We start from the raw sequence: 24100 nt of genomic DNA on the forward strand, positions 1-24100 counted from the left end.
GGTTCCTCCCTACTTGGAGACGGCGCGATACTGGTCGGGAGACAACAGGTTCTTGAGTTCGGCCGGGTCGGCGATCTTGATCCGGATCATCCACGATTCGAACGCGTCCCTGTTCACGCCCTCGGGATCGCCGACGAGGTCTTCGTTCACTTCGACGACGGTGCCGGAGAGCGGCGAGATCAGGTCGCTGGCGGCCTTGACGGATTCGACGGCGCCGAATTCCTTGTTCTGCGCGAGTCTGGTGCCGGCGGCCGGGAGGTCGACGAAGACGACGGTGCCGAGCTGATGCGCGGCGAATTCGGTGATGCCGATGACGGCGGTGTCGCCATCGACCTTGACCCACTCGTGGGTCGGATTGTAGAGGATTCCTTCCAGAACTCTGCTCATGACGCTTCTCCTTTTTGTTTATAGCTCTTCTTGAAGAATTTCTTGTCGCGGACGAATCCGGGAACCTTGCGGTTGCGGACCTGGACCTGGACCTTGGTGTTGAGCGGGGTGTACTCGATGTCGAGCATCGCCATCGCGACCGGCTTGCCGGCGGAGATGGAGAGGTAGCCGGTGGTCACGAAGCCGATCTTCTTCTCGCCGGAGTACACCTCGTAGTGGGCGCGCGGGATCGCCTTCTCGGCGAGTTCGATTCCGACGACCTTGCGTTTCAGGGCGCCGGCCTTCTGTGCGACGAGGACCGCCTTGCCGATGAAGTCGGGTTTGTCGAGTTTCACGAAGAAGCCGAGTCCGGCCTCGAGGGCCGTGATCTCGTCGGAGATCTCGTGACCGTAGAGCGGGAGCGCCGCCTCGAAGCGGAGCGTGTCGCGGGCGCCGAGGCCGCAGGGGAGGATCTCGCCCGATGCGAGCAGAAGGTCCCAGATCTCGGCGGTCGCGATCGCGTCGGCGTAGATCTCGAACCCGTCCTCGCCGGTATAGCCGGTGCGCGAGATCAGAAGGTCGTTCAGGTTCCACCAGACGTGCTTGAAGGTGAAGGCCTCGAGGTCGGAGAGGTCGACGCCCATGATCTTCTTCAGGAGCGCTTCGGTCGCGGGACCCTGGACGGCGATCTCGGCGTATTCGTCCGAAAGGTTCTTCACGACGACGTCGAACCCTTCGGTCCGCTCGACAAGCCAGGCATAGTCCTTGGCGACATTGGAGGCGTTCACGACGAGGAAGAGTTCGGTGGCCGAGACCTTGTAGGTGAGCAGGTCGTCGACGACGGTGCCGTTTTCGTAGAGCATCATCCCGTAGACGACCTTGCCGTCGGGTTTGGAGGAGATCTCGTTGGTGGTGACGTAGTCGATGTAGCGGAGGGCGTCGGGTCCCTTGACGAGGATCTCGCCCATGTGGGAGACGTCGAACATGCCGGATTTCGTGCGGACGGCCGTGTGCTCCGGAATGATTCCGGAATACTCGATCGGCATCAGCCAGCCGGCGAACGGCTCCATCTTCGCGCCGAGCGCGACGTGCTTGTCGTAAAGGCAGGTCTTGCGGATATCTTCCATTCTACACACCTCTCGATAATTATAGCATGGTCGGGTTTTCACCGAACAGGATTTCACAAAAATCGCGTGCGTCCAGTTTCATCACGTAGTCGCCGAGGTCGACCGCCGAGAGTGCCTCCTCGAAGGCTTTCCGGGTGAACGGGAGACCGCGGAACAGGGCGAGGAATTCATCCTGGTCGCCGATCAGGAAGTAGTCACCGAGGAGGTTCATCTTCTGGACGACGCCGTTTTTGATCTCGAGCCGCGCCTCGACCGTTCCGGCGGCGACGTAACCCTTGCGGACAATCGTGTAGTTGGGGTTCTTGCCGTAGATGAAATCGTCGGACAGATAGCTTCTCTCGATTGTGGCGATCCCCTGCAGGTCCGCCCCCGTCAGCGTCATTTCGGAATCGGTCATCTCGCGCTTCACGAACGCCTTGAACTCCTCGATCGATAGCGTCAGATGGTCCTTCAGGTTGGTGACGCGCTTGCGGACCGAGTCGATCCCCTTCGAAACGAGCTTCTCGTTGTCGGGCGTGATTGCACGGACCATCTGCTCGACGTCGGTCGCGAACAGCATCGTGCCGTGCACGACGGAACGTTCGCGGACGCGGTAGAAGGCGTTGCCGGAGACCTTGAGGTCACCGATGAGGATGTCGTTTCGGCCGGAGAAGCGGGCGTCGAGCCCGAGTTTCCGAAGCATCCGGACGACCCGGTTCAGATAGTCCTCGAAGACGAAACTCTGGTTGAACGAGGGGGTGATGAAGGAGAACATGATGTTGCTCGGATCGGAATAGACGCAACCGCCGCCGGACTTGCGGCGGTACATCCTGATCCCGTGCGCCTTGCAGTAGGGGACGTTGACCTCGTTCTCGATCAATTGGTTGCGGCCGAAGATGACCGAGGGTTCGACCTGCCACATGAAGAAATACTCGTCCGCCGGATAATGGAGGGCGAGGTATTCCTCGGTGGCGAGGTAGAACGAGAGATTGCGTCGTTCTTCCCTGGGATAGTTGACGTATTTCATGGCTGCCTCCGTGGATGCCTCTCGAAAAAAAAGGAGTAGCGAGCTACTCCCTTTCCAGAAACGCGGTGATTCGCTTGATTTCGAGATCCGCGAGGAACTCGGTGAACGGAACCGCGTCCTTGTTGATCTTGTACTCGTCGATGGTCGCGTAGTACTGGTTGCGGATGCCCTTGGTGATCGAGACCGGGAGATACCCTTCGAGTTCGAGCTGGTAGTTCAGGAGCAGGCGCGCGAGGCGGCCGTTCGCATCCATGAACGGGTAGATCTTGAGGATCTCGAGATGGGCGAACGCCGCCTTCGCAAGACCCGTGAGGTTCGGGTTGGCGAGTTCGGCGAAGTAGTCGTCCATCTTCTTGAAGATCTTGAGGTAATTCGGAGGCACGTGCTTCGCGCCGAGGATGAAGAGGTCGCGGGTCCGGTACACGCCGCCGGGGATGATTCCGTCGACGAGTTCCTGATGAAGGTCTTTCACGATCGTCTCGCTGATTTCCTGATGCCGTTCGGCCAGCCGGTGCACCATCTGGACGGCATGGTAGTTGTTGATGATCGCCTTACGGACGTTCTCGTCCTTGTCCGGGAAGATCCGGGAATGATCCTCGAGCAAGAAGCACACGTCCTCGAAGCTGAAGTCGCCATTGTCGAAACTCGTCGATTCGTAGATGTAATGCCTGTCGAACTCGTCGCAAAGTTCCTTTCTCAGTTCCGGGGTCATGCCAGCCTTCTTGTCGAGCAACCGCTGTTTGAGGCCTTCCGCCTCCATCGATTTCATGATGTATCACCTCGTCTTTTAGTGTATCATAGAAAACGTTTTCTATCAAGGTTTCCGCCATTGAATGAGAAAAAGAAAAGCAACTTCAAAAGTTGCTTCTCAAGCGTGGACGTTGTCGAACGCGGACTTCACGATGTCGTAGACGACTTCCTTCGGAAGATCGCCGTAGTTGTTGGCCTTGAACCAGAGGCTGTCCTTGGTTCCCTTGTTCTTCGAGATGGTAGGATACTTGATGATCATCCGGATGCCCTTCTCGAGTTCGGAGCGGAAGGCCATCCGGTAGTAGTTCCCGAAATTCAGGAGCACCAGAAAGGGCTTGCGGTCGACGTAGAAGGTGATGCGGTCGTCGGCGAGCTTGGTAACGACGTTGGGCAGTTCGCGGACATACTGGACGAGCTGGTCGAAGGTCGGGTCGAGCGGCTTGAACATGCGCGGTTTCTCGATGTAATATTCGATCGAGGAGACCTGGCGGTCGAGGTTGGCGGTCTTGTTGAATTCGGGATCGACCTCGACGTCCTCGAAGAGCATCGCCGTCGGCTCGACGGTCGCTTCCTTCGACACGATCGCCTGGTTGGCGTCGACGATCACCGTCTTGTTCTGCGGCTGCGGCGGTTCCACGTTCCGTGCACCCTTCTTGCCATGCTTCGGAGCGGGAGCGGCGGCCTGCGGCTGCGGGGCGGTCTGGCGTTCCGGTTCACGGGCGGGCTGTTCGGCGACTTCGCCTTCCTCGAGTTCGCGGCGGCGACGCGCGGCCTGCAGGATCAGGTGAACCACGTAGAGCACGAGGAAGAGGACCGGTGCGGCGGCGTAATAGAGGGTGTTCAGCGCCTGGTAATCGGCGGTAGCGAATTTCTGGAGCATCAGATAGGCTCCGTACCCGCCGATGCCGAGGAGTTCGAGCGACAGCGCGAAGAGCGCGACCTTCTTGAGGGGACGTCCCGTGCGGAAGTTGCCGAGGACGAGATGCGCGAGGGCGATGGCGTTCAGAAGACCCACTCCGGCGCCGGCAAGGATGATCAGGTTCGTCGTGTCATGCGCGAACCACTGGTAGCGGAACAGCTGCATGATGGTCGTGTAGCCGAGCATGGCGACGCCGTAGAGCCACATCGGCAGGATCGCCGCCTGGGCGACGCTCGGTTTCACTTCGCCGTAAACGTTCTCGTCGTGGATGCTGACGATCAGGAAGATGAGCGAGAAGACGAACAAGAGTCCCGCGACGCCCGCCTTGATGTAGATCTCGTACGTGGTGACGATCGGATAGTACAGAGCCCACTGGGAAAGGTCGTTGAACGGGATCAGGACGATTCCGCAGAGCAGAACCGACAGGAACAGAATCAGGTTGGCAAAGAATCGTTTCATGCGCGTCACCTCTGTATTCGATATAGATTGATTATATAACGTGAACGGGGTGATGTCAACCGACTCGGACAATCTCTTCGGGAAAGATCGAAACCCGTGGACGGCGACGGATGGCTCTTCCGGCATTTTTAGTGAACCGCATCCGGGCCATCCGTCCTGCGTCCTTCCGGAAAGCGGATAATGCAAATTGGTGGTATTATCACAGTCGATTACGTCCCGTCAATTCGGATAATAAGAAATATTGAACAACGTTTTTCGAAATGATCCGACAGCGGTTTTTCGCCGTTCCCGATAAATAAATGATTAAATCGACTCTTCGCCGATAGATTCTCGCTCTTTTCGATTGACAATGAAAAATCGGAGTGCTAATATGAGGTTGTAAAGGACCATATCAAAGGAGGAATAATCATGCAGGTTCTGAAAGAGTCAGTCAAGAAGGCCATCCTGAACGGTGCCATACTCGAGTTCTTCGAACATGGATACCAGAATGCGAATATGCGGCGGATCGCGGATTCCGCGAACATCACCGTCGGCAACATCTATCGCTATTTCGAAAACAAGGAGGCCCTGTTCAACGCCGTCCTGGCGCCGGCGAAACGCGCCCTGGACGATCTCGAATCGTTCGACAAGAAGCTCCACATCACCCACATCGAGAACCAGAAGGAAGCCACCCAGATCGTCACCTACGTGATCAACGTCCTGCGCCCGTATACCCGCGAGATCTTCATCATGATCTTCAACGCGAACGGATCGCACTACCAGCAGGTGAAGTCGCAGCTCGAAAGCCTCGTCGTCACCAAGGTCAAGGAGTTCTTCCCCGGAATGTTCTCCGACTACTTCCTCAAGATCGTCGCCGCCAGCTTCATCCAGGCGCTGTTCGTCGTCTTCAAGGACAACGTGAACGACATCAAGAAGATCCAGGACATGATCGTCCAGCTCATCGTCTTCTACTTCCGCGACCTCTCGAACCGGCTGTTCTGACATCGCATCGAAAGTTCATCGGATCCCTCTTCGGAGGGATCTTTTTTTGCATGGAAAAGGGGATCGTTCGGATCCCCTCGGTTTCATTCCATCTTCGCAAGCGCGTTCGTGTCGATCTTCCCGACCACCGTCCGCGGCATCTTCTCGAGCCGGACGATCTGCTTCGGGATCGAATAGACGGAGAGATGTTCGCGAATCCGCTTCCGGATTTCCTCGTCGGTCGGACCGGGCCTGCGGTCCGGCTTGATCGTGATGAAGAGACGGATCATGTTCCCGCGTTCGGGATCGGGGATGCCGATCGCCGCCGCCTCGAGGATCTCGGGCATGCCGGTGACGAGCGTCTCGATCTCCGAGGGCATGACCGGCATCCCGGAGACCTTGACGATCCGCTTCAGGCGCTGCTTGAAGTGGACGTGTCCGTCGACGTCGAGATAGCCGTAGTCGCCGGTCCGGAGGAAGCGGCCCTCCTTCAGCTCGATGATCGCCTGGGCGGTGGCGCCGGGATCATGGAGATAGCCGATCATCATCGTATCGCCCGCCACGGCGATCTCGCCGCAGACGCCCATCGGGACCTCCGACTGGTTGGCGACGTCGAGGATCTTCACCCGGATCCCGGGAAGGGGATGCCCGACCGTGTCGGGTTTCTTGTTCGACGGCGTGTTGACGGCGAGGACGGTCACCATCTCGGTGAGGCCGTAGCCCTCGAGCAGTTCGGCGGCGGATCCCCATTCGCTCGTGACGCGCGAGAAGTCTTCCTTCAGCTTCGTCGCGACGAAGTCGCCGCCGACATAGGCGCGGCGGAGGTTGACGAGATGCTTTCCCGCGAACTTCGGATTGTTGAGGAGGGACTCAAAGAGGGTCGGCACGCCGATCACGTAGTTGACGCGGTTCTTCTTGATCAGCTCGATCGTCTCGTCGGCCTTGAACTTCGGCATGAGCGTGTCGGTGCCGCCGTAGCAGAGCATCCCGTGGATCCCCATGCAGAGGCCGAAGCCGTGAAACATCGGCAGGACCGCCAGCATGTGCCGGCCGGTGAAGTCGGGTTCCTCCATCACGAACTGGGTCTGGAAGGCGAGGGTGTTGATCGCGAACGCCGACAGTTCGATCGTCTTCGGCTGGCCGCCGGTACCGCCGCTGTGGAGATAGACGGCCGCGCCGTGCGGATCGGTCTTGGCGGTCTTCGCCGCCGGGCGTCCCGCGGCGAAGGTCGCAAACGACAGGATCTTCTCGCCATAGGCGATGCCCTTCAGCTTCTTGCGGTTGATCAGCCGGTAGGCGAGCGGCTTGATGCCGGAAAAGGTCGCGACCGGCGAACAGAGGACCAGTTTGACGCCGAGCTCGTCGACGAGCGGGGCGTAGGTACGGTACATCGTGTCGAGAATCACGAGCATCTTCGAATCGGCGTGCTTCATGTAACCGCGCATCTGCGCGATCGGCGTGAGCGGATGGACCATGTGCGCGATCGCCCCGAGCTTCGAGAGCGCGTAGAAGGCGTAGATCGTCTCGAAGACGTTGGGCATGCAGACGGTGACGACGTCCTCCGCGCGGATGCCCGCGCCTTCGAATCCCGCCGCGGCGGAATCGATGCGCGCGACCAGTTCGGGGTACTTGACCGCCTTGCCCATGAAGAAGAGCGCGTCGTTCTCGGGATGGAGCGACGCGGTCGTCGCGACGATGTCGTAAAGCGAGTGATTCGGATTCATGGTTTCCCTCCTTCGTGGTTCAGAAACGGTAGCCGGCCAGAAGGCCGATGAGGAAGATGAGGCCGGCGATCACCGGCTGATGGGCGACGAAGATGGCGAGGGTGTGCCGGCCGGCGAGGACGAACGGCCTGTTCCACCTGCCGTCGAGCTTCGGCAACAGGCTCCTTCGGGCGGCGTAGAAGCGATTGCCGATGACGGTGCCGATCATGATCACGCCGGTGTACGGCAGAAGTCCGAAGTGGTCGGCGCCGTAAGCGGCCGTCCCGACGATGATCGACAGGAAGTTGTCCCACGTGACGTTCCCGTAGGCGGGCACGTCCCGCCACGCGAAGAGCACGCCGAGGATGACGACCGCGGATCCGACCGCGAGCATGAACATGTCGTTGTCCCAGATCTTGCGCAGTGCCCAGGTGATCAGCGTACCGAGCGCGAACATGTGGATGATGCCGAAGAAGACGCTGATCCCGAGGTCGGCGAACCGGTCGACGGTCATCGTCACCGCCGAGATCAGGACGGCGAACAGGAGGAACTTGAGACCGCGCTTCAGGTTCGAGCGCGAGAACGTGAAACTGATGCCGGAAACGACCAGGAAGAAGCCGACGAAGACGTAGTGGAACGTCGCCCGCAGGTCGCCGTGCCAGTAGTCGCTCGCGAAGCCGACGAGCCACTCGATCCCGGGACGCTCGAACGCGTAGAAGTTCGAAAACCACGACGGCAGGCTCTTGAGATCGTACATGAGATGGTCCCAGACCATCATGATGATCGAGAAGCCGCGCAGGAAGTCGACCTCCCAGATCCTCGTTCCCTTCTCCCGTTCCATCGTCATCACCCGCGCTTCGTATCTCTAATATATCACATCTTTTTTCAGATAGAAGAGCATTGTGCAAAAAAAGCCGAAGCCGCCAATATTGCGTGCTCCGGCAACGTATATGTTGTGACCACGAGTCAACCCAGGAGGTATCATCCATGAAGAAGATCCTTTCCATCGTCTTTGCCCTCTTCGCGACCATTGCCGTCGCGGCCTGCAACGCCGTTCCGACGGCCGACACCTTCGGCGCCCCCGAGGACGTCGTCGGCTTCGAAGCCATTTCCGCAACCGAACTGCTCGCCGGCACGCTCGATCCGGTCGCGACCGTCGCCCAGCCGCTTACCTACGCGATCCTCGAGGAGACCACCACGGAGGAACCGGCCGACGATGAGGAAACCGTCGTTGACGACGACCTTTCCGAAATCGACAAGTACCTCGCGATGATCGAGCGGTTCCTCGGCAACACGAACGGCCTGTCCGTCACCGTCGAGTCGTCCGACCTGCCCGAATACACCTACAAGATGACCTACGTCTCCAAGGACATCCTCGGCAACGACGTCACCTACGTCCTCTACTACACCGAAGTCCTCTATGAGGAACCCGTCGACGGCGACCCGGTCGAAACCACCACCGAGGAACCGGCGGTCACGACCGAGGAACCGGAAGCCACCACCGAAGAGCCCGAGACCACGACCGAATCCGCGACCACGACCGAACCGCTGTCCTTCGAAGATCGCGACCAGGACCAGGAACGTCTCCGCAACCGCGAGTTCGAATTCCAGGACGAGAACGACGATGACGTCGTCTACGCCCTCACCGGCATGCTGCTCGTCGGCGAATCCACCTTCTACCTCGAAGGCAAGAAGGTCGTCGAGGACGACGAGGAAGTCATGATGCTCCGTTCGTTCGTCGACCACGACAATTTCGTCAAGGTCCGTTACCAGAGCGACGGTGACGGCGACCGGAAGTTCTTCTACGAGATCGTCGCCGACGGCGTCATCGTGAACCGGTCGAAGATCAAGGTCGACGTCGAGGACGACGGCGTCAAGGTCGACCTCTCCTTCATCGAAGGCGAGGCGTGCGGCCGCTACCAGTTCAAGCTCGAAACCGTCGAGAACGTCACCACCATCATGGTCCAGTACGACGTCGAAAATGAGGAAGGCGCCGAGGAATCCGGCAAGATCCGGATCGTCGCCACCTACGACGAAGCCTCGGGACTGACCACGTACACCTACGATGTCATTCCCGAATATCGGAACGGACATCGGGTCGACCACCAGGAGTCGCATGAGTTCGAAACCCAGCGCGGCGGCCGCGGCGGACAAGACAACGGCCACGGCGGTCGCGGCGCCGCCTGAAACGAATTCCACAAGCCGGGTTTTCCCGGCGGCCGGAGTATGATATAATGGTCATCGAAACGAGGTGGGTCCCATGTTCGATTTCGATGGCCGCCTGGATGCGCTCCGCCAGAAGGACGAAGCCGCATTCGGGGAAATCTATGAACAGACGAAGCGCGGCGTCTACGCCGTGATCGTCGCCATCGTCCGCGACCGCGGGACCACCGAGGACCTCATGCAGGAAACCTACATGAGGATGCTCGCCAACCTCGACCAGTATGAACCCGGACGCAACTTCAACGCCTGGCTGGTCCAGATCGCCAAGAACCTGGCGCTCGACCACTATCGCAAGGAACGCCGGACGACCCCGGTCGATCCGCAGGAGCAATCCTACGTCTTCGACCGGGTCGAACCGGCAGGCCCGGCGGAATACGACCTCGAGTCGCTCGTCGCTCCCCTCGATTCGGAGGAGCGCCAGATCGTCCTCCTGCACGTCGTCTCCGACCACAAGTTCAAGGACATCGCGACCATCGTCGGAAAGCCGCTCGGCACCGTGCTCTGGCTCTACAACCGGGCGATCCGGAAAATGCAGCGTCATGTCGGAAAGGAGGAGCCATGAAACGTCAAGAACTGAAGCGGATGATCCGCCGCGCCGCGCTGGCCGAGATGCCGGACGTCCGCGGGAAGATCGATCTGGAACGTGTCCCCGTGGCTCCCGCCCCCGAACCCGCTCCGCGCCGGCTCCCGCGCTTCAACTATGCCTTCGCGCTCAAGGCGGCGATGGTGCTTCTCCTCGCCGCGCTTACCGGCATCTTCATCTACGACCGCCTCAAGACCGACGACCCCGTCGTCCTCGCGCTCGAGACCGAAGCCGAGATCTACGGCTTCCAGATGGTCTCGGCGACCGCGCTGCTCTCGCAGTTCGCGGACGCGGACATCGCCTTCGAACCGATCGATTTCGGCGACGGTCCGATGACCACCCAGCCCCACGGCGGTCAGACGACCGGACCCGGCGGAAACGATCCGACGACCACCATCCCGATCGCATCCGACCCGATCGTGACCCTGAAGATGCAGAAGCTGAACGAGTTTCTGAACACGATGGAGGTCATGCTCGCGGAGAAGGACGTCACGACCTACGAGATCGTCGAGATCGACGTCCTACCTTATCGTTGGCAGCTGACCTTCACGACCGTCGACCTCCTCGGCAACGCCCTCTCCTATGAGATCCTCTACAACCAGTCCGCCGATCCCGGCGACGTGAACCGGTCGCTCATTGACGGCGTCATGACGATGGGCGGCGACGAATACGCCCTGTCCGGCGCGGTCACGGCCGAAGGCGAGACCGTCCGCACGCGCTTCACCGCGGTGCGCGGCGACGATTCGATCACGATCGTCGACCAGACCGACGCCGACGGGCAGAAGTACCTTTACGAAGTCACCCGCGACGGCGCGCTCTACGAAAGCGTCCAGATGCGCCTGTCCCGCGAGGACGACAACCTCGTCGCCGCGATCGCGAGCGAAACCGCGGACGACTCCTACGAGTTCAGCTTCCGCCGCGGCGAGGACGGAGCCGGCTTCATGATCCGCTACCGCGTCGAGATCGACGGTCAGACGGAGATCGGCCGCCTCGGCGTCGCGGTCGCCTACGACGAAGAACAGGGCGTCTACCGTTACCAGTACGAGATCGACGCCGAGACCGGCAACCATGCGGGACATTCCTCGCATTCCGGCGAACGCACCGACAAGACCCGCGGCGGCGCTGCCGGCCACGGGATGGACACGAGCTTCGTCATCTGATCCACGAAAACAGAAGGTCACTCGCCGAATCCGGAGAGTGACCTTCTTTCAATGATGGTGATGATGCCCGCCGTCCGCCTCGGGCGGATTGCACTCGGCGTCCTCGCAGGTCCGCGGATCGGTCTCGACCTCGATCGTGGCGTGCGGGATCCCGATCCCTTCGAGGCGTTCGCGGAGGGCGGCGCGGATCGATTCGAGTTCCGCCGCCGTCGCTTCCGAACGGACGACCGCATGCAGCGTGACGAGCGGATTCGTGCCGTCGACGCTCCAGAGGTGGACGTGATGGACCGACAGAACGTCGGTCCCGTCGACCGCCGCAACGGCGACCTTCGCCGGATCGAAGCCGGCGGGCGAGCGTTCGAGGAACACCGCCATGATCTCGCGCAGGTTCTTGAAGACGTGGAAGAGGATGTAGACGGTGAAGGCGAGGGAGAGGATCGCGTCGACCACGAAAACGTCCCAGATGGCCATCGCAACGGCGCCGATCAGGACCGCGATCCAGCCGGCGACGTCCTCGAAGAGATGCAGGCCGACGGCCTTCTCGTTGAGCGTCTTCCCCTTCGCGGCGGTATATGCGGCCGCACCGTTCACGACCACGCCGAAGACGGCGATGGCGATCATCCCGGTCGCGTCGACGACAGTCGGATTCAGGATCCGCGGCACCGATTCGCCGATCACGGCGGCGGCGCCGCCGACGAGGATCAACGACGAGATCATCCCGCCGAGCAGGGAGTAGCGCCCATAGCCGTAGGTGAAGCGGGCGTCCGGCTTCTGCTTCGCCTTGAGGTCGAGCAGCCACGAGAGGCCGATCGCGATCGAATCCCCGAAGTCGTGGACGGCGTCGGCAAGGATCGCGACGGATCCGGTATAGAAGCCGCCGAGGATCTCGAAGACGGTGAAGAACAGGTTCAGGAAGAAAGGAAGCGCCAGTCGGCTCTTCATCTTCTTTCGCGTCATGTCCATGCCCCCATTCATCAGCGTATCATATCACAAGGCGCGCGCAAACGCACGCGGATCGACTCGCGCGTTTCACCACGGAAGCGGATCGGGACGGATCTCGCGGTCGTACAGTTCCTCGAGTTTCCGCTTCGTCTCGACGGACATCGGATGGTGGAGTGCGGCGAGGTTGTCGTTCATCTGGCGGTGGGACTTGATGCCGGGGATCACGCAGGCGACCGCATCGTAGGAGAGGATGAAGGCGAGCGCGTCGAGCGAGATGTCCTCGCGGCCGACGACATCCTTCACCTTTCGGACCAGTCCGGCGCGACGTTCGACGACCTCCCGCGACCAGCGGGCGCGGATACCGGTGAAGATCGACTGTTCGTCGTATTTGCCGGACAGCCAGCCGGAATCGAGCGGAACCTTCGCGACCAGGAAGATTCTTCTCCTCCTGACCTCCTCGAAGAGATCGCGCGCGCTTTGGAAGAAGACGTTGTAGAGCAGTTCGACGACGTCGACGTCGGTGCGTTCGAGGCTCGTCTTCAGTTCCTCGCGGGTGTCGATCGAGACGCCATAGGCGCGGATCAGCCCGAGCCGCTTCAGACGCGCGAGTTCCTCGAAGTGGTTCGTATGCCCCTCGAGGATCTCCTTCGGTGGATTGTGGAGGAGGAGGGAATCCGCATAGGTGGTCTTCAGACGCGCAAGCGACGCCCTCAGCGACGGCTCGATCGCCGCGACGTGCCAGTCGCTCGAACCGTCGGGATTGTGTCCGAACTTGGTCGAGACGGCGATTTTCCCGCGGTCGGATCCGATCGCGCGGCCGAGGATCTCCTCCGACTTCCCCCCGGCGTATCCCGGGGCGGTGTCAAAGAAGTTCACGCCCTTCTCGATCGCCGAGCGGACGAGCCGGATGGACTCCTCCTCGCCGGCTTCGCCCCACAGGGGATTGGCCAGCTGCCAGGCGCCGAAACCGACGCGGCTGAGTTCGATCAGGGGTTTTCCGAATTTCGTCAATGTCATCATGGTTTCCCTCCTCATGGAATCGCGTCTGGCTCCTCGGGAAAGCGCCGGTCGCGGTCGTTCAGGTGTGCGTCCAGTTCACGTTCGAGCATGTCTCCATCTTCCCTTGATGCGTGTTCCTTCCCGTCTATTTATACCATATCGTCAAGACCAATGCATCTCCTTCGCGCATTTTCGTCCTCCTGATCCGATCGGTACACGAAAAAAGCCATGTCCAGACATCGGACATGGCTTCGCTTGCGATGGTACCAGTGGCCGGACTTGAACCGGCATGCCTTTGGGGGGCAATGGATTTTGAGTCCATCGTGTCTACCGATTTCACCACACTGGCAGATGGCAATGCATATTATACAACATCGATCGCGTTTTCCAGCCTCAAAACGCATGCTTCTTCATGAAAAAAAACGCCCTTCGCGATCGTCGCGAAGGGCGTTCCACCTCAGCGCCGGGACAGTTCCAGCATCTCTTCGGTGTATTGGTTGGTATAGAGCTTGTAGTAGTGGCCCTGGGCCGCGATCAGTTCGCGGTGGGTTCCGTCCTCGATCACCCTGCCCTGTTCGAGCACGAGGATGCGGTCGGCGTGGACGATCGTCGAAAGGCGGTGGGCGACGATGAACGAGGTGCGACCCTTGAGGATCTTCGCGATCGCCGTCTGGACGGCCTGTTCGGTCTCGGTGTCGACCGAGGAGGTCGCCTCGTCGAGCACGAGGATCTTCGGGTCGGCGAGGATCGCGCGGGCGAAGGAGATGAGCTGCTTCTGCCCGACGGACAGGCGGGAGCCGCCTTCGCCGCATTCGGTCTCGTAGCCCTTCTCGAACTTCATGATGAACTCGTGCGCCTCGACCGCCTTGGCGGCGGCGACGGCCTCCTCGTCGGTGGCGCCGATGCGGCCGTACTTGATGTTGTCCATCACGGTGCCGCTGAAGAGGTGGGGCGTCTGGAGCACGTACCCGAGGTTCGAGTGGAGCCAGCCGAGGGAGCGTTCGCGGTAGTCGGCGCCGTCGATCAGGATCCGGCCTTCCGTGGGTTCATAGAACCGGCAGATCAGGTTCACGATCGTCGTCTTGCCGGCGCCGGTGTGTCCGACGAGGGCGATCGACTGCCCGGCCTTCACGGTCAGGCTGAAGTCGGAGAGGATCTTCTCGCCGACGTCGTACTTGAAGGTGACGTCCTTGAACTCGACGTCGCCCCGGAGGGATTCGAAGTTCTCGCGCTTGTAGTCGAAGAGCGTCCCGTACTTCGCGATCACCTCGGGGGTGTCGACGATGTCGGCTTTCGCCTCCATGAGCGAGACGACGCGCTCGACGGACGCCTGCGCCTGCTGGATGCGGGCGTAGACGCCGGCGATGTTGTTGACCGGCTCGAAGAACTGCCAGACGTAGCCAGTGAAGAGCACGAGCGTACCGATCGAGAGGCCGCCGGCGAGGACCATCGAACCGCCGGAGTAATAGACGACGGCGGTGAAGATCGAGATCAGGAAGATGACCGTGGGGAAGTAGAGGCCCTGGATCACCGCGGCGCGCACAGACTGTGTGCGCATGTCGGACGTGAGGGCGTCGAAATCGCCGAAGTTGGCCTTTTCCAAGACAAGCGTCTTGGTGGTGAGGGCACCGGTGATGCCTTCGTTGAAGGCGCCGGTGATCTTCGAATTGACCTTTCGGATCGCGCGATGCGCCTTCAGCATGTATTTCCTGAAGAGCGCCGAGACGACCGCGAGTAGGGGCAGGACGGCGATCGTGATGAGGGCGAGATGCCAGTTGATCAGAAACATCACGACCATCAGGATGACCATCATGAAGAGACCCCAGGTGAGGTCGATGACGCCCCATGACAGGATGTCGGAGAGGTTGCGGGAGTCGGAGGTCATGCGCGCCATGATCCAGCCGGTGCGGGTCTTGTCGTAGTAGGAGAACGGCAGTTCCTGCAGGTGGCGGAAGGCTTTCGTGCGGATCGCATAGGCGAGCTCGGTCTGGACCTTCGCGGCCCAGACGATGAAGAGGTAGACCATCGAGCCCTGGATCGCCATGAAGCCGAGGTAGATGCCGACGAATTTCAGGATCTCGGTCCTGAGGTCGGCTTCGCCCGCGATCAGGGAGGGGATGACGTCGTCGATCGCGTGCGTGGTGAGGAGCGGGAAGAGGACGTCGGTGGAGGCCAGGACGGCCATCGCGGCGATCGAGAGGATCGCCCACTTGCGGAGCGGGACCATGAAGGAGAGGATCTTCTTCCACGCCTTCAGGTCGATCTTCTGCGAGGTGAAACTCTCCTCGTCGAACTGTTCTTCGTTCGTCACGTCACTCGCCTCCTTCCAGCTGGAAGTCGATCCGGGACTGGATGTCCCAGATGTTCCGGTAGGCGCCGCCGCGGGCGATGAGTTCGGCGTGCGTGCCGGACTCGGAGATCCGGCCGCCGTCGATCACGAGGATGCGGTCAGCCTCCTTCGCGGTGGTGATGCGGTGGGTGATGATGAAGACGGTGGATTCCTTCCATTCCTTCTTGAGGGCGCTCCTGATCTCGAGGTCGGTTTCGGTGTCGACCGCCGAGAGCGAGTCGTCGAAGACGATGATCGGCTTCGGCCGAAGGAGCATGCGGGCGATCGCCACGCGCTGCTTCTGGCCGCCCGAAAGGGTCACGCCGCGCTCGCCGACGAGGGTATCGTAGCCTTTTTCGAAGCCGACGATGTCGCTGTGGATGCGGGCGATCTTGGCGACCTCGACGACGCGGTCGGCGTCGCGCGACTTGTCGGCGATCTTGATGTTCTCGGCGACCGTCTTGGAGAAGAGGAACGGTTCCTGGAGGATGACGCCGACGTGCTCGCGGAGATGGTGCTTCTCGATCTCGCGGATCGGCACGCCGTCGATCAGGATCCGGCCCTCCTGGTTCTCGAGGAGGCGGACCAGCAGGTTCATCAGGGTCGACTTGCCCGATCCGGTCTTTCCGACGATCGCGATCGTCTCGCCCGGCTTCACGTGGAAGTCGATGTCCTCGAGCTGGTTGTAGGTGGAGTCGGCGAACTTGAAGCTGACGTGATCGAAGACCACGTCGCCCTGGATCTCCGGCTTCCCGACGGCCGTGTCCATGGCGTATTCGTCGGGTTTGGAGAGGATCTCGTCGAGACGGCCGACGGCGACGGTCGCCTTCGAGAAGTCGCCGACGATGCGGCCGAGCTGACGCATCGGCCAGATGATGTTGCCGGCATAGCCGATGATCGCGGCGTAGACGCCGATGGTGATGGCGCCCTGGGCCGCGAAGACGATCCCGATGACCGAGAGGATGCAGAACTGGGCGAAGCAGATGAAGTCGGTCGACGCCCAGAAGGCGCCGATGATCTTGGCGACCCTGAAGTCGGAGTCGGTGAACCTGCGGTTGAGGCGGTCGAACTTCTCGATCTCGAACTTCTCGTTGGCGAAGGCCTTGACGACGCGTGCGCCGGAGACGTTCTCCTGCACGTGGGTCGTCATCTTGCCTTCGTTCTCCTCGATCTTGGTGAAGACCTTTTCGATGCGGACGAAGTAGACGGCCGCGACGACCAGGAGGATCGGGGCGATCGTGAGCGAGATGAACATCAGATCGCGGTTCAGTTTCGCCATCTGGACGATCGAGAGCGCCACCAGCAGGACGAGGCGGACGATCTCGACGATCTGGTCGGAGATGAAGTACTTGTAGGTTTCGACGTCGGTCGTGCACCGCTGGATCACGTCGCCGGTCTCGGCGTGGGCGTGATAGTCGTAACCGAGGTCCTGGAGCTGACGGTACAGGCGGTTGCGGAGGCGGTAGCTGACGCTCTCCGAGAAATGCGCGGTGATCGTGCGGCGGGCGACGATCGCAAGCGAGCGGAAGAGATCGATGACGACGATCGCGACGGCCGCCAGCAGGAGCTTGGCGTACACGTCGCCCTGGCCGATCAGGTCGAGGATGTAGCCAGGCAGCCGCGAGGCTTCGCCGAGCAGGACGTAGTCGATGATGTGCTGCGTGAAGAGCGGGATCAGCGTGCGGGCATAGGATACGGCATAGAGGAAGACGAAGGAGAGCGGCATCAGCCACCAGGACCTTCCGGTCCAGCGGAACATGAGCGCGATCGATTTGAGGATGCTCTTCTTCGGTTTCTTGTCTTTGGGGTCTTGCGTTTTGTTCTCCAAGGGATTCACCTTCTTTCGCCGATGGAGAGGATTGTGCGGTGCTTACATGCGTTCGATGGGTTGCATCCCGAGCAGGGTCATGCCGTCGTCGAGGACGGCGCGAACCATCGCGACGAGATGCTTCTTGGTCTTCTTCTCGCGGACGTCCTCGACGTTCACGCGTTCCTTCGCGTAATAGCTGTTGAAGAGGGCGGCGAGGTTCAGGAGGTATTTCGCGACGACCGAGGGCGCCGCTTCGGCGGCGGCCTTCTCGACGGTCGCGGCGTATTGGCCGATCGTCTTCACGATCTCGAACGCCGGTTCGGCGGAAAGGATCGCATCGTCGACGTCGCCGTCGAAGGAAAACGGTTCCTGGGTCAGGATCGAATTGATCCGGACCGAGGTGTACTGCAGGTACGGGCCGGTCTGGCCCTCGAACTTGACCATTTCCTCGAGGTTGAACTCGAAGTCGTTGGCGCGGTAGTTCTTGAGGTCGTTGAAGATGATCGCGGAGACGCCGATCCTGGTCGCGACGGCCTCCTTGTCGGGAAGCGTCGGATTCTTTTCCTCGATGTACGACCGGGAGAGCCGGATCGCCTCGTGAAGGACGTCGACGAGCTTCACGACCTTGCCCTTGCGGGTCGACATCTTCTTGCCGTCCTGAAGGACGAGGCCGAAGTTGACGTGTTCGATCCGGTCGGCTTCGGGATATCCCATCAGCCGGACGACGCGCTTGAGCTGGTCGAAGTGGAGCTTCTGCTCGTTGCCGACGACGTAGAGCGCGCGGTCGAAATGGTAGGTATGCATGCGGTAGAAGAGCGCCGCGAGGTCGCGGGTGATGTAGAGCGTCGAGCCGTCCTTCTTCTGGATCAGGGCCGGCGGGATCTCTTCGCCGAGGTCGACGATCATGGCGCCGTCGTCTTCCTTGAGAAGACCCTTGGCGGCGAGTTCGTCGATCACCGGCTGCATCTTGTCGTTGTAGAAGGCCTCGCCGTTGTAGGAGTCGAAGCGGACGCCGAGCAGATCGTAGACCTGCATGTAGTCCTGGAGCGACACCTCCCGGAACCACGACCAGAGGGCCACGTATTCCGGATCGCCCTTCTCGAGCGCGGCGAAGATGGCGCGGGCCGCGTCGTCCATCTCGGGATGCTCCTTGGCGCGCTCGTGGTACTCGACGTAGAGCTTCACGAGTTCGTTGATCGGATCGCGTTCGACCGCGACGCGGTCGCCGAAGTTCTGGAAAGCGTAGATGATCTTGCCGAACTGGGTGCCGAAGTCGCCGAGGTGGTTGATGCGGACGACCTTCGCGCCGGTCTTTTCGAGCAGATTGCCGAGGGCATGGCCGATGATCGTGGAGCGCAGATGTCCGATCGAGAACGGCTTGGCGATGTTCGGCGAGGAGTAGTCGATCACGACGGTTTCGCCGGCATGGGTTTCGGAGCGGCCGTAGTCCTTCCCGCGGGTGCGGAAGTCGGCGACGATCGCGCGGGCGATCCCGGCCGGGTCGAGCCTCAGATTGAGGAACCCGCCGGTCGGCGTGACGGCGGCGAAGAGCGGTGCGATCGGCGATGAGGCGATGACGGCCTCGACCTCCGAAAGGATCGCCGGAACGGGGGTCCTGGCGGTCTTCGCGATCGTGAAGACGGGGACCGAGAGGTCGCCCTGGTCCTTCCGCTTCGGTTCCTCGACGACGACGTTCACGGACGTCCCGTAGCGCGTCGACAACTCCGTCTCAAGCAGCTTCTTGAGTTCGTTCTTGATGGTTTCGATCATGTCGATCCCTGCTTTCTGCCAAAATAAAATCGATTCGGACGGCTCTCACAGTCCAAATCGATCCTTGAAATGCCGGAGTACCGCCGTCTGCGTGTCGTAGAAGCAAAGCTTCTGTCCGACGCGATCCCGAAGGACCGCTTCGTTTCCGGCGATGGCCTCGTCGATGCCGACCCATTCGGGAACGAGACCCATCTCCTCCTCGTGCTCTTCGAGCTTCGAGTCGGTGAAATGGAGCACTTCCACGTGATAGTAGTCGGAGACCACGCGGACCACGGCGCCGTAGAGCGAGCGCGATTCGCGGATCTCTTCGGTCTGGCCCAGGTGTTCGATGATCTTCACCTGATACCCGCCGACCTCTTCGAGAAGTTCACGGTAGAGCGTATCGAGTTTGGACTCGCCGAGCGTGATGGCGCCGCCCGGCGTGCCGTACATGTGGTCTTTTCCGGAGTACATGAGAAGGATCTTTCCGTCACGGATGACGATCGCCCGCACGACGTCGCGCGTGACGATTTTCGGCGGAATGTCGACCAAAGCGTCGGTGACGACCATGAACGGTTTCATCGCATGTTCCTCCCTTCTGGACCACTATGAACATTTTAGCACAAAACGGCGCGGATTTACAATCTATTTCGCGTCAGTCCTGGAGCGCGGCGACCTTTTCGAAGAGACCGTCGGCCTCGGTTTCGGCTTCCGCGATGCGGGCGGCGACTTCCCGGTACTTGGCGGCGTCGCCGTAGACCGCCGGATCGAAGAGCGACTGCTTCATCGTCTCGATCTGCCCGTGGAGCGCGTCGATCCGCGCTTCGAGGCGACGGATCTCGGCCGCCGCATTCGTCGATTTCAGGCGGGTCGGACGCACCGTCTTCTCCTCGGGACGGGCGGCCATTGCCGCCTTGAAGGCATCGTAGTCGCCGTCGAAGACGACCGTTCCGCCGTCCTTGAGCCAGATGATCTTGGTCGCGACCTTGTTGATGAAGTAGCGGTCGTGGGAGATGAACAGGATCGGACCGTCGTAGTCGTCGAAGACGTCCTCGACGATGTTCTTGGTCTCGATGTCGAGATGGTTGGTCGGCTCGTCGAGGATCAGCATTTCCGGCTCCTCGAGCATCAGAAGCAACAGCACGAGCCGGACCTTCTCGCCGCCCGAGAGGACGGAGACCGGCTTGTACACGTCGTCCTCGACGAAGAGGAAGCGCGCAAGCAGGCCGCGCACCTCGCCGACGGTCTTGGTCGGATAGCGGTCGTGGATCGTCGACAGCACGGTCAGGGTCTCGTTCAGACCGGCGAGGTTCTGGTCGAAATAGCCGATCTTCAGAGCCTTGTGTCGGACGACCTCGCCCGCAAACGGCGGGATCGTCCCGATCAGGGTCTTGATCAGCGTCGTCTTCCCGATCCCGTTCGGACCGATCACGCCGATCTTGTCGAAACCGCGCATCGAGAGCGAAAGATGTTCCTGAAGCGGCCGGTCGTATCCGATCGACAGATCCTCGGTCTCGAGGATCACGGCTTCCGTCGGGCGCTTCGTGCGGAAGCCGAAACGGACCTCGGCGTGGCCGGTGGTCGGCTTGTCGATCCGCTCGATCCGGGCGAGTTTCTTGATCCGGTCCTGGGCGCTCTTCGCCTTGGTGGCCTTGTAGCGGAAACGGTCGACGAAACTCTGGAGGTGGGCGATCTCCTTCGCCTGACGGTTGTAGCGGCCGAGGAGCGCCTCGTAGCGGCGCACCTTCTCGACCTCGTAGGCGTCGAAGTTGCCGTGATAGACGGAGGCGGTCCTTTGGTCGATCTCGTAGATCTTGGTGGCGACGCGGTTGATGAAGTACTTGTCGTGGGTGACGACCAGGACCGCGCCGGGATATTTCCGGAGGTAGTCCTCGAGCCATTCGATGATCTCGATGTCCATGTGGTTGGTCGGTTCGTCGAGGATCAGGAGTTCGGGCTTCTGGAGGAGCAGCTTGGCGAACGCGATGCGCGTCTTCTCGCCGCCCGAGAAGGTGCGGATGACGCGATCGTACTCGTCCTTGGCGAACCCGAAGCGCGAGAGCATCGTGTCGATCGTGACGCGGAAGTCATAGCCGCCGAGGCGGACGTACTCCTCCTCGAGCCGGGCGTAGCGGCCGATCGACACCTCGTCGTGGTCGCGCTCGAGCCGTTCGGCGGCGAGAGCGATCTCGGCTTCGAGCCGAAGCAGGGGTGCGTACACCGACAGGAGTTCGGCGTGCATCGTACGGTTCTCGTCCTCGAGGACGTCCTGCGAAAGATAGCCGATGTGCGCCTGACGGCTGATCGCGACCTCGCCGAAATCGGCTTCCGTCTCGCCCAGGATGATCTTCACGATCGTCGACTTCCCGACGCCGTTCTGCCCGATCAGGGCGACCTTCTCGCCCTCGGAGACGTCGATGTCGACGTTTTCGAAGAGGAGATCGCCGGCGAAGCTCTTCTTCAGATTCTGGATTTTGAGCAGACTCATCGTACGACCTCCCTTCCGCGGGCTTTCCGTCCTCCATTGTATCACGAACGGCGTCCGTCGGACAACGTTTTTTCGGCGGTGATCCGCCATGAAAAGGACGGCCTCCGGATCGCGGAGGCCGTCCCATGGGCGCGAAAGCGCGCGCAGTTCGGTTTTTTTCAGCGGTTGTGCCGTGTCTTGCGGGGACGGTTCCGCTTCTTGCCCGTCCCGCCGCCCCAGTGGTAGTTGAGCCGGCTCGAATAACGTGCGAGGAACATGCCGAGGAGGAGCGAGAGCGCGATCGAGAGGATGAAGGCGAACCAGAAGCCGCTGTCGACGTGGATCGGCAGGGTGAAGTTCATCCCGAAGAAGGACGCGATCAGCATCGGCACCGTCAGCACGATCGTGACGACGGTGAGCGTCTTCATAACGGCGTTCACGTTGTTCGAGATGACGGAGGCGTAGGTGTCGAGCGTGCCGTTCAGAATCTCGCGGTGGATCGAGCTCATCTCGATCGCCTGCCGGTTCTCGATCATCGCGTCGTCGATCAGGGCGACGTCGTCGGGAAACTGGCGGAACGCTTCGGAGTTCTTCAGGCGTTCGAGCACGTTCAGGTCGGCGCTGAGGCCGGTGGCGAGGTAGACGAGCGACTTGTTCAGGTTCATCAGGTCGAAGAGCTCGCTGTTCTTGAGCGCTTCCTGGAGCCGTGCCTGGACGCCCTCGGACTCCTTGTCGAGCTGTTTCAGGAGGGTGACGAACATCGAGGCGTTCCGGTAGAGCAGCTGGATCGTCAGCTTGTAGTGCTTGGCGGTCGAGAAGTTCTTCATCGTCTTCGCGAGGAACGCCGGGATCACGAAGTTCTTCTTCGCGCAGGCGACGACGAAATAGTCCTTGTCGAAGAGGATGCTCATCGGGGTGGTGTAGTAGCGGCTGATGTGCGGACGCTCCGGATCGGCGGTGAAGATGGGCGTGTCGGCGACGACGATCGAGACGTCGCCCTCCTCGTCGATGTGGGCCGACTCCTCTTCGTCGAGCGCCTTGCGGAGGATCGACTCGGCGATCTTCGTCGAGCGTGCGACCGCGAGGATCTCGTCCTCGTTCGGTTCGGCGAGATAGATCCAGGAGCGCGGCACGATCCGTTCGACGACATCGGCATCGACGCCGCTTTTCCAGACCTGCAGTTCTCCGGCTTCGGTGGTGAGATAGACGTTGATCATGAGATCCCTCCTTCCGCCCGCGGGCTGTATCCATTATACCACGCTTCAGCCGCAGGAAAAACCCGCGAATCGTCAAAAAAAGAACCCCGCTCCGGAAAGAGCGGGGGTTGGGACGGAATGTCAGTTGGCGCCGACCTTGACGCGGTTCAGCATCGTGATGATGGCTTCGTTCTGATCGTCGGTGTAGGGGGTGAGCGGCGTCGCGGCGACGCTGACGGCCATCGGCGCGTACGGATGGTTCTGGACCATCGCCTGGCGGACGAGATCGCCGTGGGTGGCGTTCAGGATCATGTCGTAGGTCTCCTGAAGGGTCGTCGTGTAGCCGACGATGTCGGAGTTCACGTAGGCGTTCTCGGGATCGAGGAAGAAGTCGATGAACCTGTGGGCGTTGTCGACGTGCTCGGCGTTGACCGGGATGACCATCATGTCGACGAAGGCGATCGTGTTCGAGGGGATGTAGATGCCGATGCCCGAGGCGGCGGCTTCGGCCTCGGCGCCGGTGGTCGCGTCGGCGTCGCCGGCGAGCAGGAGATAGGTGTCGAAGAAGTCGCCGACATACAGGAAGGCGGCGTCGAGCTCGCCCGCGGCGATGTTCTTCTTGAGCATGTCGGTCGCCCATTCGGTGTAGTCGCGCTGGGCGAGGATCGTCTCGACGAGCGAGATGTTGGCGTTCGAGAAGACGTTCATGTCGCTCGGCACGACGTCGTAGAGGCCGCTGTCGGCGGCGTAGAGGAGCGCGGCGGCGTAATCGAAGCGCTCGACGTCGTAGAGGCCGACGCGGATCGAAGAGCCGAGGCCGGCGGGCGCGGGACCGAAGACGGTTCCCCAGCCGTTGGCTTCGACAAAGTCGGCGAGGCCGGCGATGTTGTTGTTGTACATGATGCCGAAGAGACCCCAGAAATACGGGATGCCGACGCTGTAGGGCGTCGTCACTTCGTCGTTGTCGACGAACAGCTGGTTCATGATCGCGGCGACACCCGGCAGGAAGGCGGCCGCGTCGTAGTTCGTGAGCTTCGTCAGGTCGATCTGCTGCAGATAGCCGTTGTCGTAGAGGAGTTCCGCCATGTAGTCGGACGGGACGACGATGTCGTAGTTGCCGGTGCCGCTGTCGAGTTCGGACTTGAAGCCTTCGTTGCTGTCGACGGTCGAGATCTCGACGGTGATGCCGGTTTCATCGGTGAAGGCGGCCACGAGGTCCTCGTTGATGTATTCGCCCCAGTTGAGAAGATAGAGGACGTCCTCGTCGGTTCCAGAACAGGCCAGGAAGTTGAACGGAAGGATGACCATGACCAGAATCAATAACCACTTCTTCATTTCTTTTGACTGCTTCT

At 61.0% G+C, this 24100-nt stretch carries 20 protein-coding genes and 1 tRNA gene; 4 read left to right on the forward strand and 17 right to left on the reverse strand.

Annotated elements, in window-relative coordinates; genetic code table 11:
• Positions 1 to 9 precede the first annotated feature (9 nt).
• The 5 genes from gcvH to WC509_00490 form a co-directional block, all read right to left on the reverse strand.
• Positions 10 to 387, reverse strand: a complete 378-nt coding sequence (gene gcvH / locus WC509_00470; GenBank protein MFA5005932.1) for a glycine cleavage system protein GcvH — start codon at positions 385 to 387, stop codon at positions 10 to 12.
• Positions 384 to 1493, reverse strand: coding sequence for a glycine cleavage system aminomethyltransferase GcvT (gene gcvT, locus WC509_00475; GenBank protein MFA5005933.1), 1110 nt, complete (start codon positions 1491 to 1493; stop codon positions 384 to 386). Before gcvT ends, gcvH begins: the two co-directional genes overlap by 4 nt.
• Before the next feature lie 19 nt (positions 1494 to 1512).
• Positions 1513 to 2499, reverse strand: coding sequence for a lipoate--protein ligase (locus WC509_00480; protein MFA5005934.1), 987 nt, complete (start codon positions 2497 to 2499; stop codon positions 1513 to 1515).
• A 43-nt stretch (positions 2500 to 2542) separates the two neighbouring features.
• A complete protein-coding gene (locus WC509_00485; GenBank protein ID MFA5005935.1) occupies positions 2543 to 3268 on the reverse strand; it encodes a Fic family protein in 726 nt (241 codons plus the stop codon).
• Between the two features lie 99 nt (positions 3269 to 3367).
• Positions 3368 to 4627: a hypothetical protein gene (locus WC509_00490; GenBank protein MFA5005936.1), complete on the reverse strand. Its 1260-nt coding sequence runs from the start codon at positions 4625 to 4627 to the stop codon at positions 3368 to 3370.
• A 408-nt stretch (positions 4628 to 5035) separates the two neighbouring features.
• Between WC509_00490 and WC509_00495 the strand changes: the two genes are divergently transcribed.
• Positions 5036 to 5608: a helix-turn-helix domain-containing protein gene (locus tag WC509_00495; protein ID MFA5005937.1), complete on the forward strand. Its 573-nt coding sequence runs from the start codon at positions 5036 to 5038 to the stop codon at positions 5606 to 5608.
• Between the two features lie 83 nt (positions 5609 to 5691).
• Here the strand turns inward: WC509_00495 and WC509_00500 are convergent, their stop codons facing one another.
• Together WC509_00500 and WC509_00505 are read right to left on the reverse strand one after the other, a co-directional pair.
• The gene (locus tag WC509_00500) at positions 5692 to 7311 is read right to left on the reverse strand and encodes a class I adenylate-forming enzyme family protein (GenBank protein MFA5005938.1); all 1620 of its coding nucleotides are present in this window, start codon (positions 7309 to 7311) and stop codon (positions 5692 to 5694) included.
• 19 nt (positions 7312 to 7330) lie between these two features.
• Positions 7331 to 8131: a heparan-alpha-glucosaminide N-acetyltransferase domain-containing protein gene (locus WC509_00505; protein ID MFA5005939.1), complete on the reverse strand. Its 801-nt coding sequence runs from the start codon at positions 8129 to 8131 to the stop codon at positions 7331 to 7333.
• Positions 8132 to 8277: 146 nt separating this feature from the next.
• Here WC509_00505 and WC509_00510 point away from each other — a divergent pair, with 146 nt between their 5' ends.
• The 3 genes from WC509_00510 (at position 8278) to WC509_00520 (ending at position 11256) form a co-directional block, all read left to right on the forward strand.
• Positions 8278 to 9477 carry a hypothetical protein gene (locus WC509_00510; protein ID MFA5005940.1) on the forward strand — a complete coding sequence of 400 codons (1200 nt, stop codon included), beginning with the start codon at positions 8278 to 8280 and terminating at the stop codon, positions 9475 to 9477.
• Positions 9478 to 9550: 73 nt separating this feature from the next.
• Positions 9551 to 10075: an RNA polymerase sigma factor gene (locus WC509_00515; protein MFA5005941.1), complete on the forward strand. Its 525-nt coding sequence runs from the start codon at positions 9551 to 9553 to the stop codon at positions 10073 to 10075.
• Positions 10072 to 11256 (forward strand): hypothetical protein, encoded by a 1185-nt coding sequence (locus WC509_00520; protein MFA5005942.1) that lies wholly within the window; start codon positions 10072 to 10074, stop codon positions 11254 to 11256. The genes WC509_00515 and WC509_00520 overlap by 4 nt, the downstream gene beginning before the upstream one ends.
• Before the next feature lie 48 nt (positions 11257 to 11304).
• Here the strand turns inward: WC509_00520 and WC509_00525 are convergent, their stop codons facing one another.
• The 10 genes from WC509_00525 to WC509_00570 all read right to left on the reverse strand — a co-directional run bounded on the left by WC509_00525 (position 11305) and on the right by WC509_00570 (position 24083).
• Positions 11305 to 12213 (reverse strand): cation diffusion facilitator family transporter, encoded by a 909-nt coding sequence (locus WC509_00525; protein MFA5005943.1) that lies wholly within the window; start codon positions 12211 to 12213, stop codon positions 11305 to 11307.
• 72 nt (positions 12214 to 12285) lie between these two features.
• Complete coding sequence (locus WC509_00530) at positions 12286 to 13215, reverse strand: aldo/keto reductase (GenBank protein ID MFA5005944.1); 930 nt, start codon at positions 13213 to 13215, stop codon at positions 12286 to 12288.
• Between the two features lie 243 nt (positions 13216 to 13458).
• A tRNA-Leu gene (locus WC509_00535) sits at positions 13459 to 13546 on the reverse strand.
• 108 nt (positions 13547 to 13654) lie between these two features.
• Complete coding sequence (locus WC509_00540) at positions 13655 to 15508, reverse strand: ABC transporter ATP-binding protein (protein ID MFA5005945.1); 1854 nt, start codon at positions 15506 to 15508, stop codon at positions 13655 to 13657.
• A 1-nt stretch (position 15509) separates the two neighbouring features.
• Positions 15510 to 17354, reverse strand: coding sequence for an ABC transporter ATP-binding protein (locus WC509_00545; protein ID MFA5005946.1), 1845 nt, complete (start codon positions 17352 to 17354; stop codon positions 15510 to 15512).
• Between the two features lie 42 nt (positions 17355 to 17396).
• Positions 17397 to 19106: an arginine--tRNA ligase gene (argS, locus tag WC509_00550; GenBank protein MFA5005947.1), complete on the reverse strand. Its 1710-nt coding sequence runs from the start codon at positions 19104 to 19106 to the stop codon at positions 17397 to 17399.
• A gap of 45 nt (positions 19107 to 19151) precedes the next feature.
• Positions 19152 to 19667: an NUDIX domain-containing protein gene (locus WC509_00555; GenBank protein MFA5005948.1), complete on the reverse strand. Its 516-nt coding sequence runs from the start codon at positions 19665 to 19667 to the stop codon at positions 19152 to 19154.
• A gap of 73 nt (positions 19668 to 19740) precedes the next feature.
• Entirely contained in the window at positions 19741 to 21573 is a 1833-nt protein-coding gene (locus tag WC509_00560) for an ABC-F family ATP-binding cassette domain-containing protein (protein ID MFA5005949.1), read from the reverse strand.
• Positions 21574 to 21731: 158 nt separating this feature from the next.
• Complete coding sequence (locus tag WC509_00565) at positions 21732 to 22769, reverse strand: magnesium transporter CorA family protein (GenBank protein MFA5005950.1); 1038 nt, start codon at positions 22767 to 22769, stop codon at positions 21732 to 21734.
• A 120-nt stretch (positions 22770 to 22889) separates the two neighbouring features.
• Positions 22890 to 24083, reverse strand: coding sequence for an extracellular solute-binding protein (locus WC509_00570; GenBank protein ID MFA5005951.1), 1194 nt, complete (start codon positions 24081 to 24083; stop codon positions 22890 to 22892).
• Positions 24084 to 24100 lie beyond the last annotated feature (17 nt).

The sequence above is a fragment of the Candidatus Izemoplasmatales bacterium genome (assembly GCA_041649275.1).
Taxonomy (GTDB): Bacteria; Bacillota_I; Bacilli_A; order Izemoplasmatales; family Hujiaoplasmataceae; genus UBA12489.

Excerpts from the sequence above, each read along its gene's own strand:
- gcvH (MFA5005932.1), bottom strand. The coding sequence starts at position 387 with ATGAGCAGAGTTCTGGAAGGAATCCTCTACAATCCGACCCACGAGTGG.
- gcvT (MFA5005933.1), bottom strand. The coding sequence starts at position 1,493 with ATGGAAGATATCCGCAAGACCTGCCTTTACGACAAGCACGTCGCGCTC.
- WC509_00480 (MFA5005934.1), bottom strand. The coding sequence starts at position 2,499 with ATGAAATACGTCAACTATCCCAGGGAAGAACGACGCAATCTCTCGTTC.
- WC509_00485 (MFA5005935.1), bottom strand. The coding sequence starts at position 3,268 with ATGAAATCGATGGAGGCGGAAGGCCTCAAACAGCGGTTGCTCGACAAG.
- WC509_00490 (MFA5005936.1), bottom strand. The coding sequence starts at position 4,627 with ATGAAACGATTCTTTGCCAACCTGATTCTGTTCCTGTCGGTTCTGCTC.
- WC509_00495 (MFA5005937.1), top strand. The coding sequence starts at position 5,036 with ATGCAGGTTCTGAAAGAGTCAGTCAAGAAGGCCATCCTGAACGGTGCC.
- WC509_00500 (MFA5005938.1), bottom strand. The coding sequence starts at position 7,311 with ATGAATCCGAATCACTCGCTTTACGACATCGTCGCGACGACCGCGTCG.
- WC509_00505 (MFA5005939.1), bottom strand. The coding sequence starts at position 8,131 with ATGGAACGGGAGAAGGGAACGAGGATCTGGGAGGTCGACTTCCTGCGC.
- WC509_00510 (MFA5005940.1), top strand. The coding sequence starts at position 8,278 with ATGAAGAAGATCCTTTCCATCGTCTTTGCCCTCTTCGCGACCATTGCC.
- WC509_00515 (MFA5005941.1), top strand. The coding sequence starts at position 9,551 with ATGTTCGATTTCGATGGCCGCCTGGATGCGCTCCGCCAGAAGGACGAA.
- WC509_00520 (MFA5005942.1), top strand. The coding sequence starts at position 10,072 with ATGAAACGTCAAGAACTGAAGCGGATGATCCGCCGCGCCGCGCTGGCC.
- WC509_00525 (MFA5005943.1), bottom strand. The coding sequence starts at position 12,213 with ATGACGCGAAAGAAGATGAAGAGCCGACTGGCGCTTCCTTTCTTCCTG.
- WC509_00530 (MFA5005944.1), bottom strand. The coding sequence starts at position 13,215 with ATGACATTGACGAAATTCGGAAAACCCCTGATCGAACTCAGCCGCGTC.
- argS (MFA5005947.1), bottom strand. The coding sequence starts at position 19,106 with ATGATCGAAACCATCAAGAACGAACTCAAGAAGCTGCTTGAGACGGAG.
- WC509_00555 (MFA5005948.1), bottom strand. The coding sequence starts at position 19,667 with ATGAAACCGTTCATGGTCGTCACCGACGCTTTGGTCGACATTCCGCCG.
- WC509_00560 (MFA5005949.1), bottom strand. The coding sequence starts at position 21,573 with ATGAGTCTGCTCAAAATCCAGAATCTGAAGAAGAGCTTCGCCGGCGAT.
- WC509_00565 (MFA5005950.1), bottom strand. The coding sequence starts at position 22,769 with ATGATCAACGTCTATCTCACCACCGAAGCCGGAGAACTGCAGGTCTGG.
- WC509_00570 (MFA5005951.1), bottom strand. The coding sequence starts at position 24,083 with ATGAAGAAGTGGTTATTGATTCTGGTCATGGTCATCCTTCCGTTCAAC.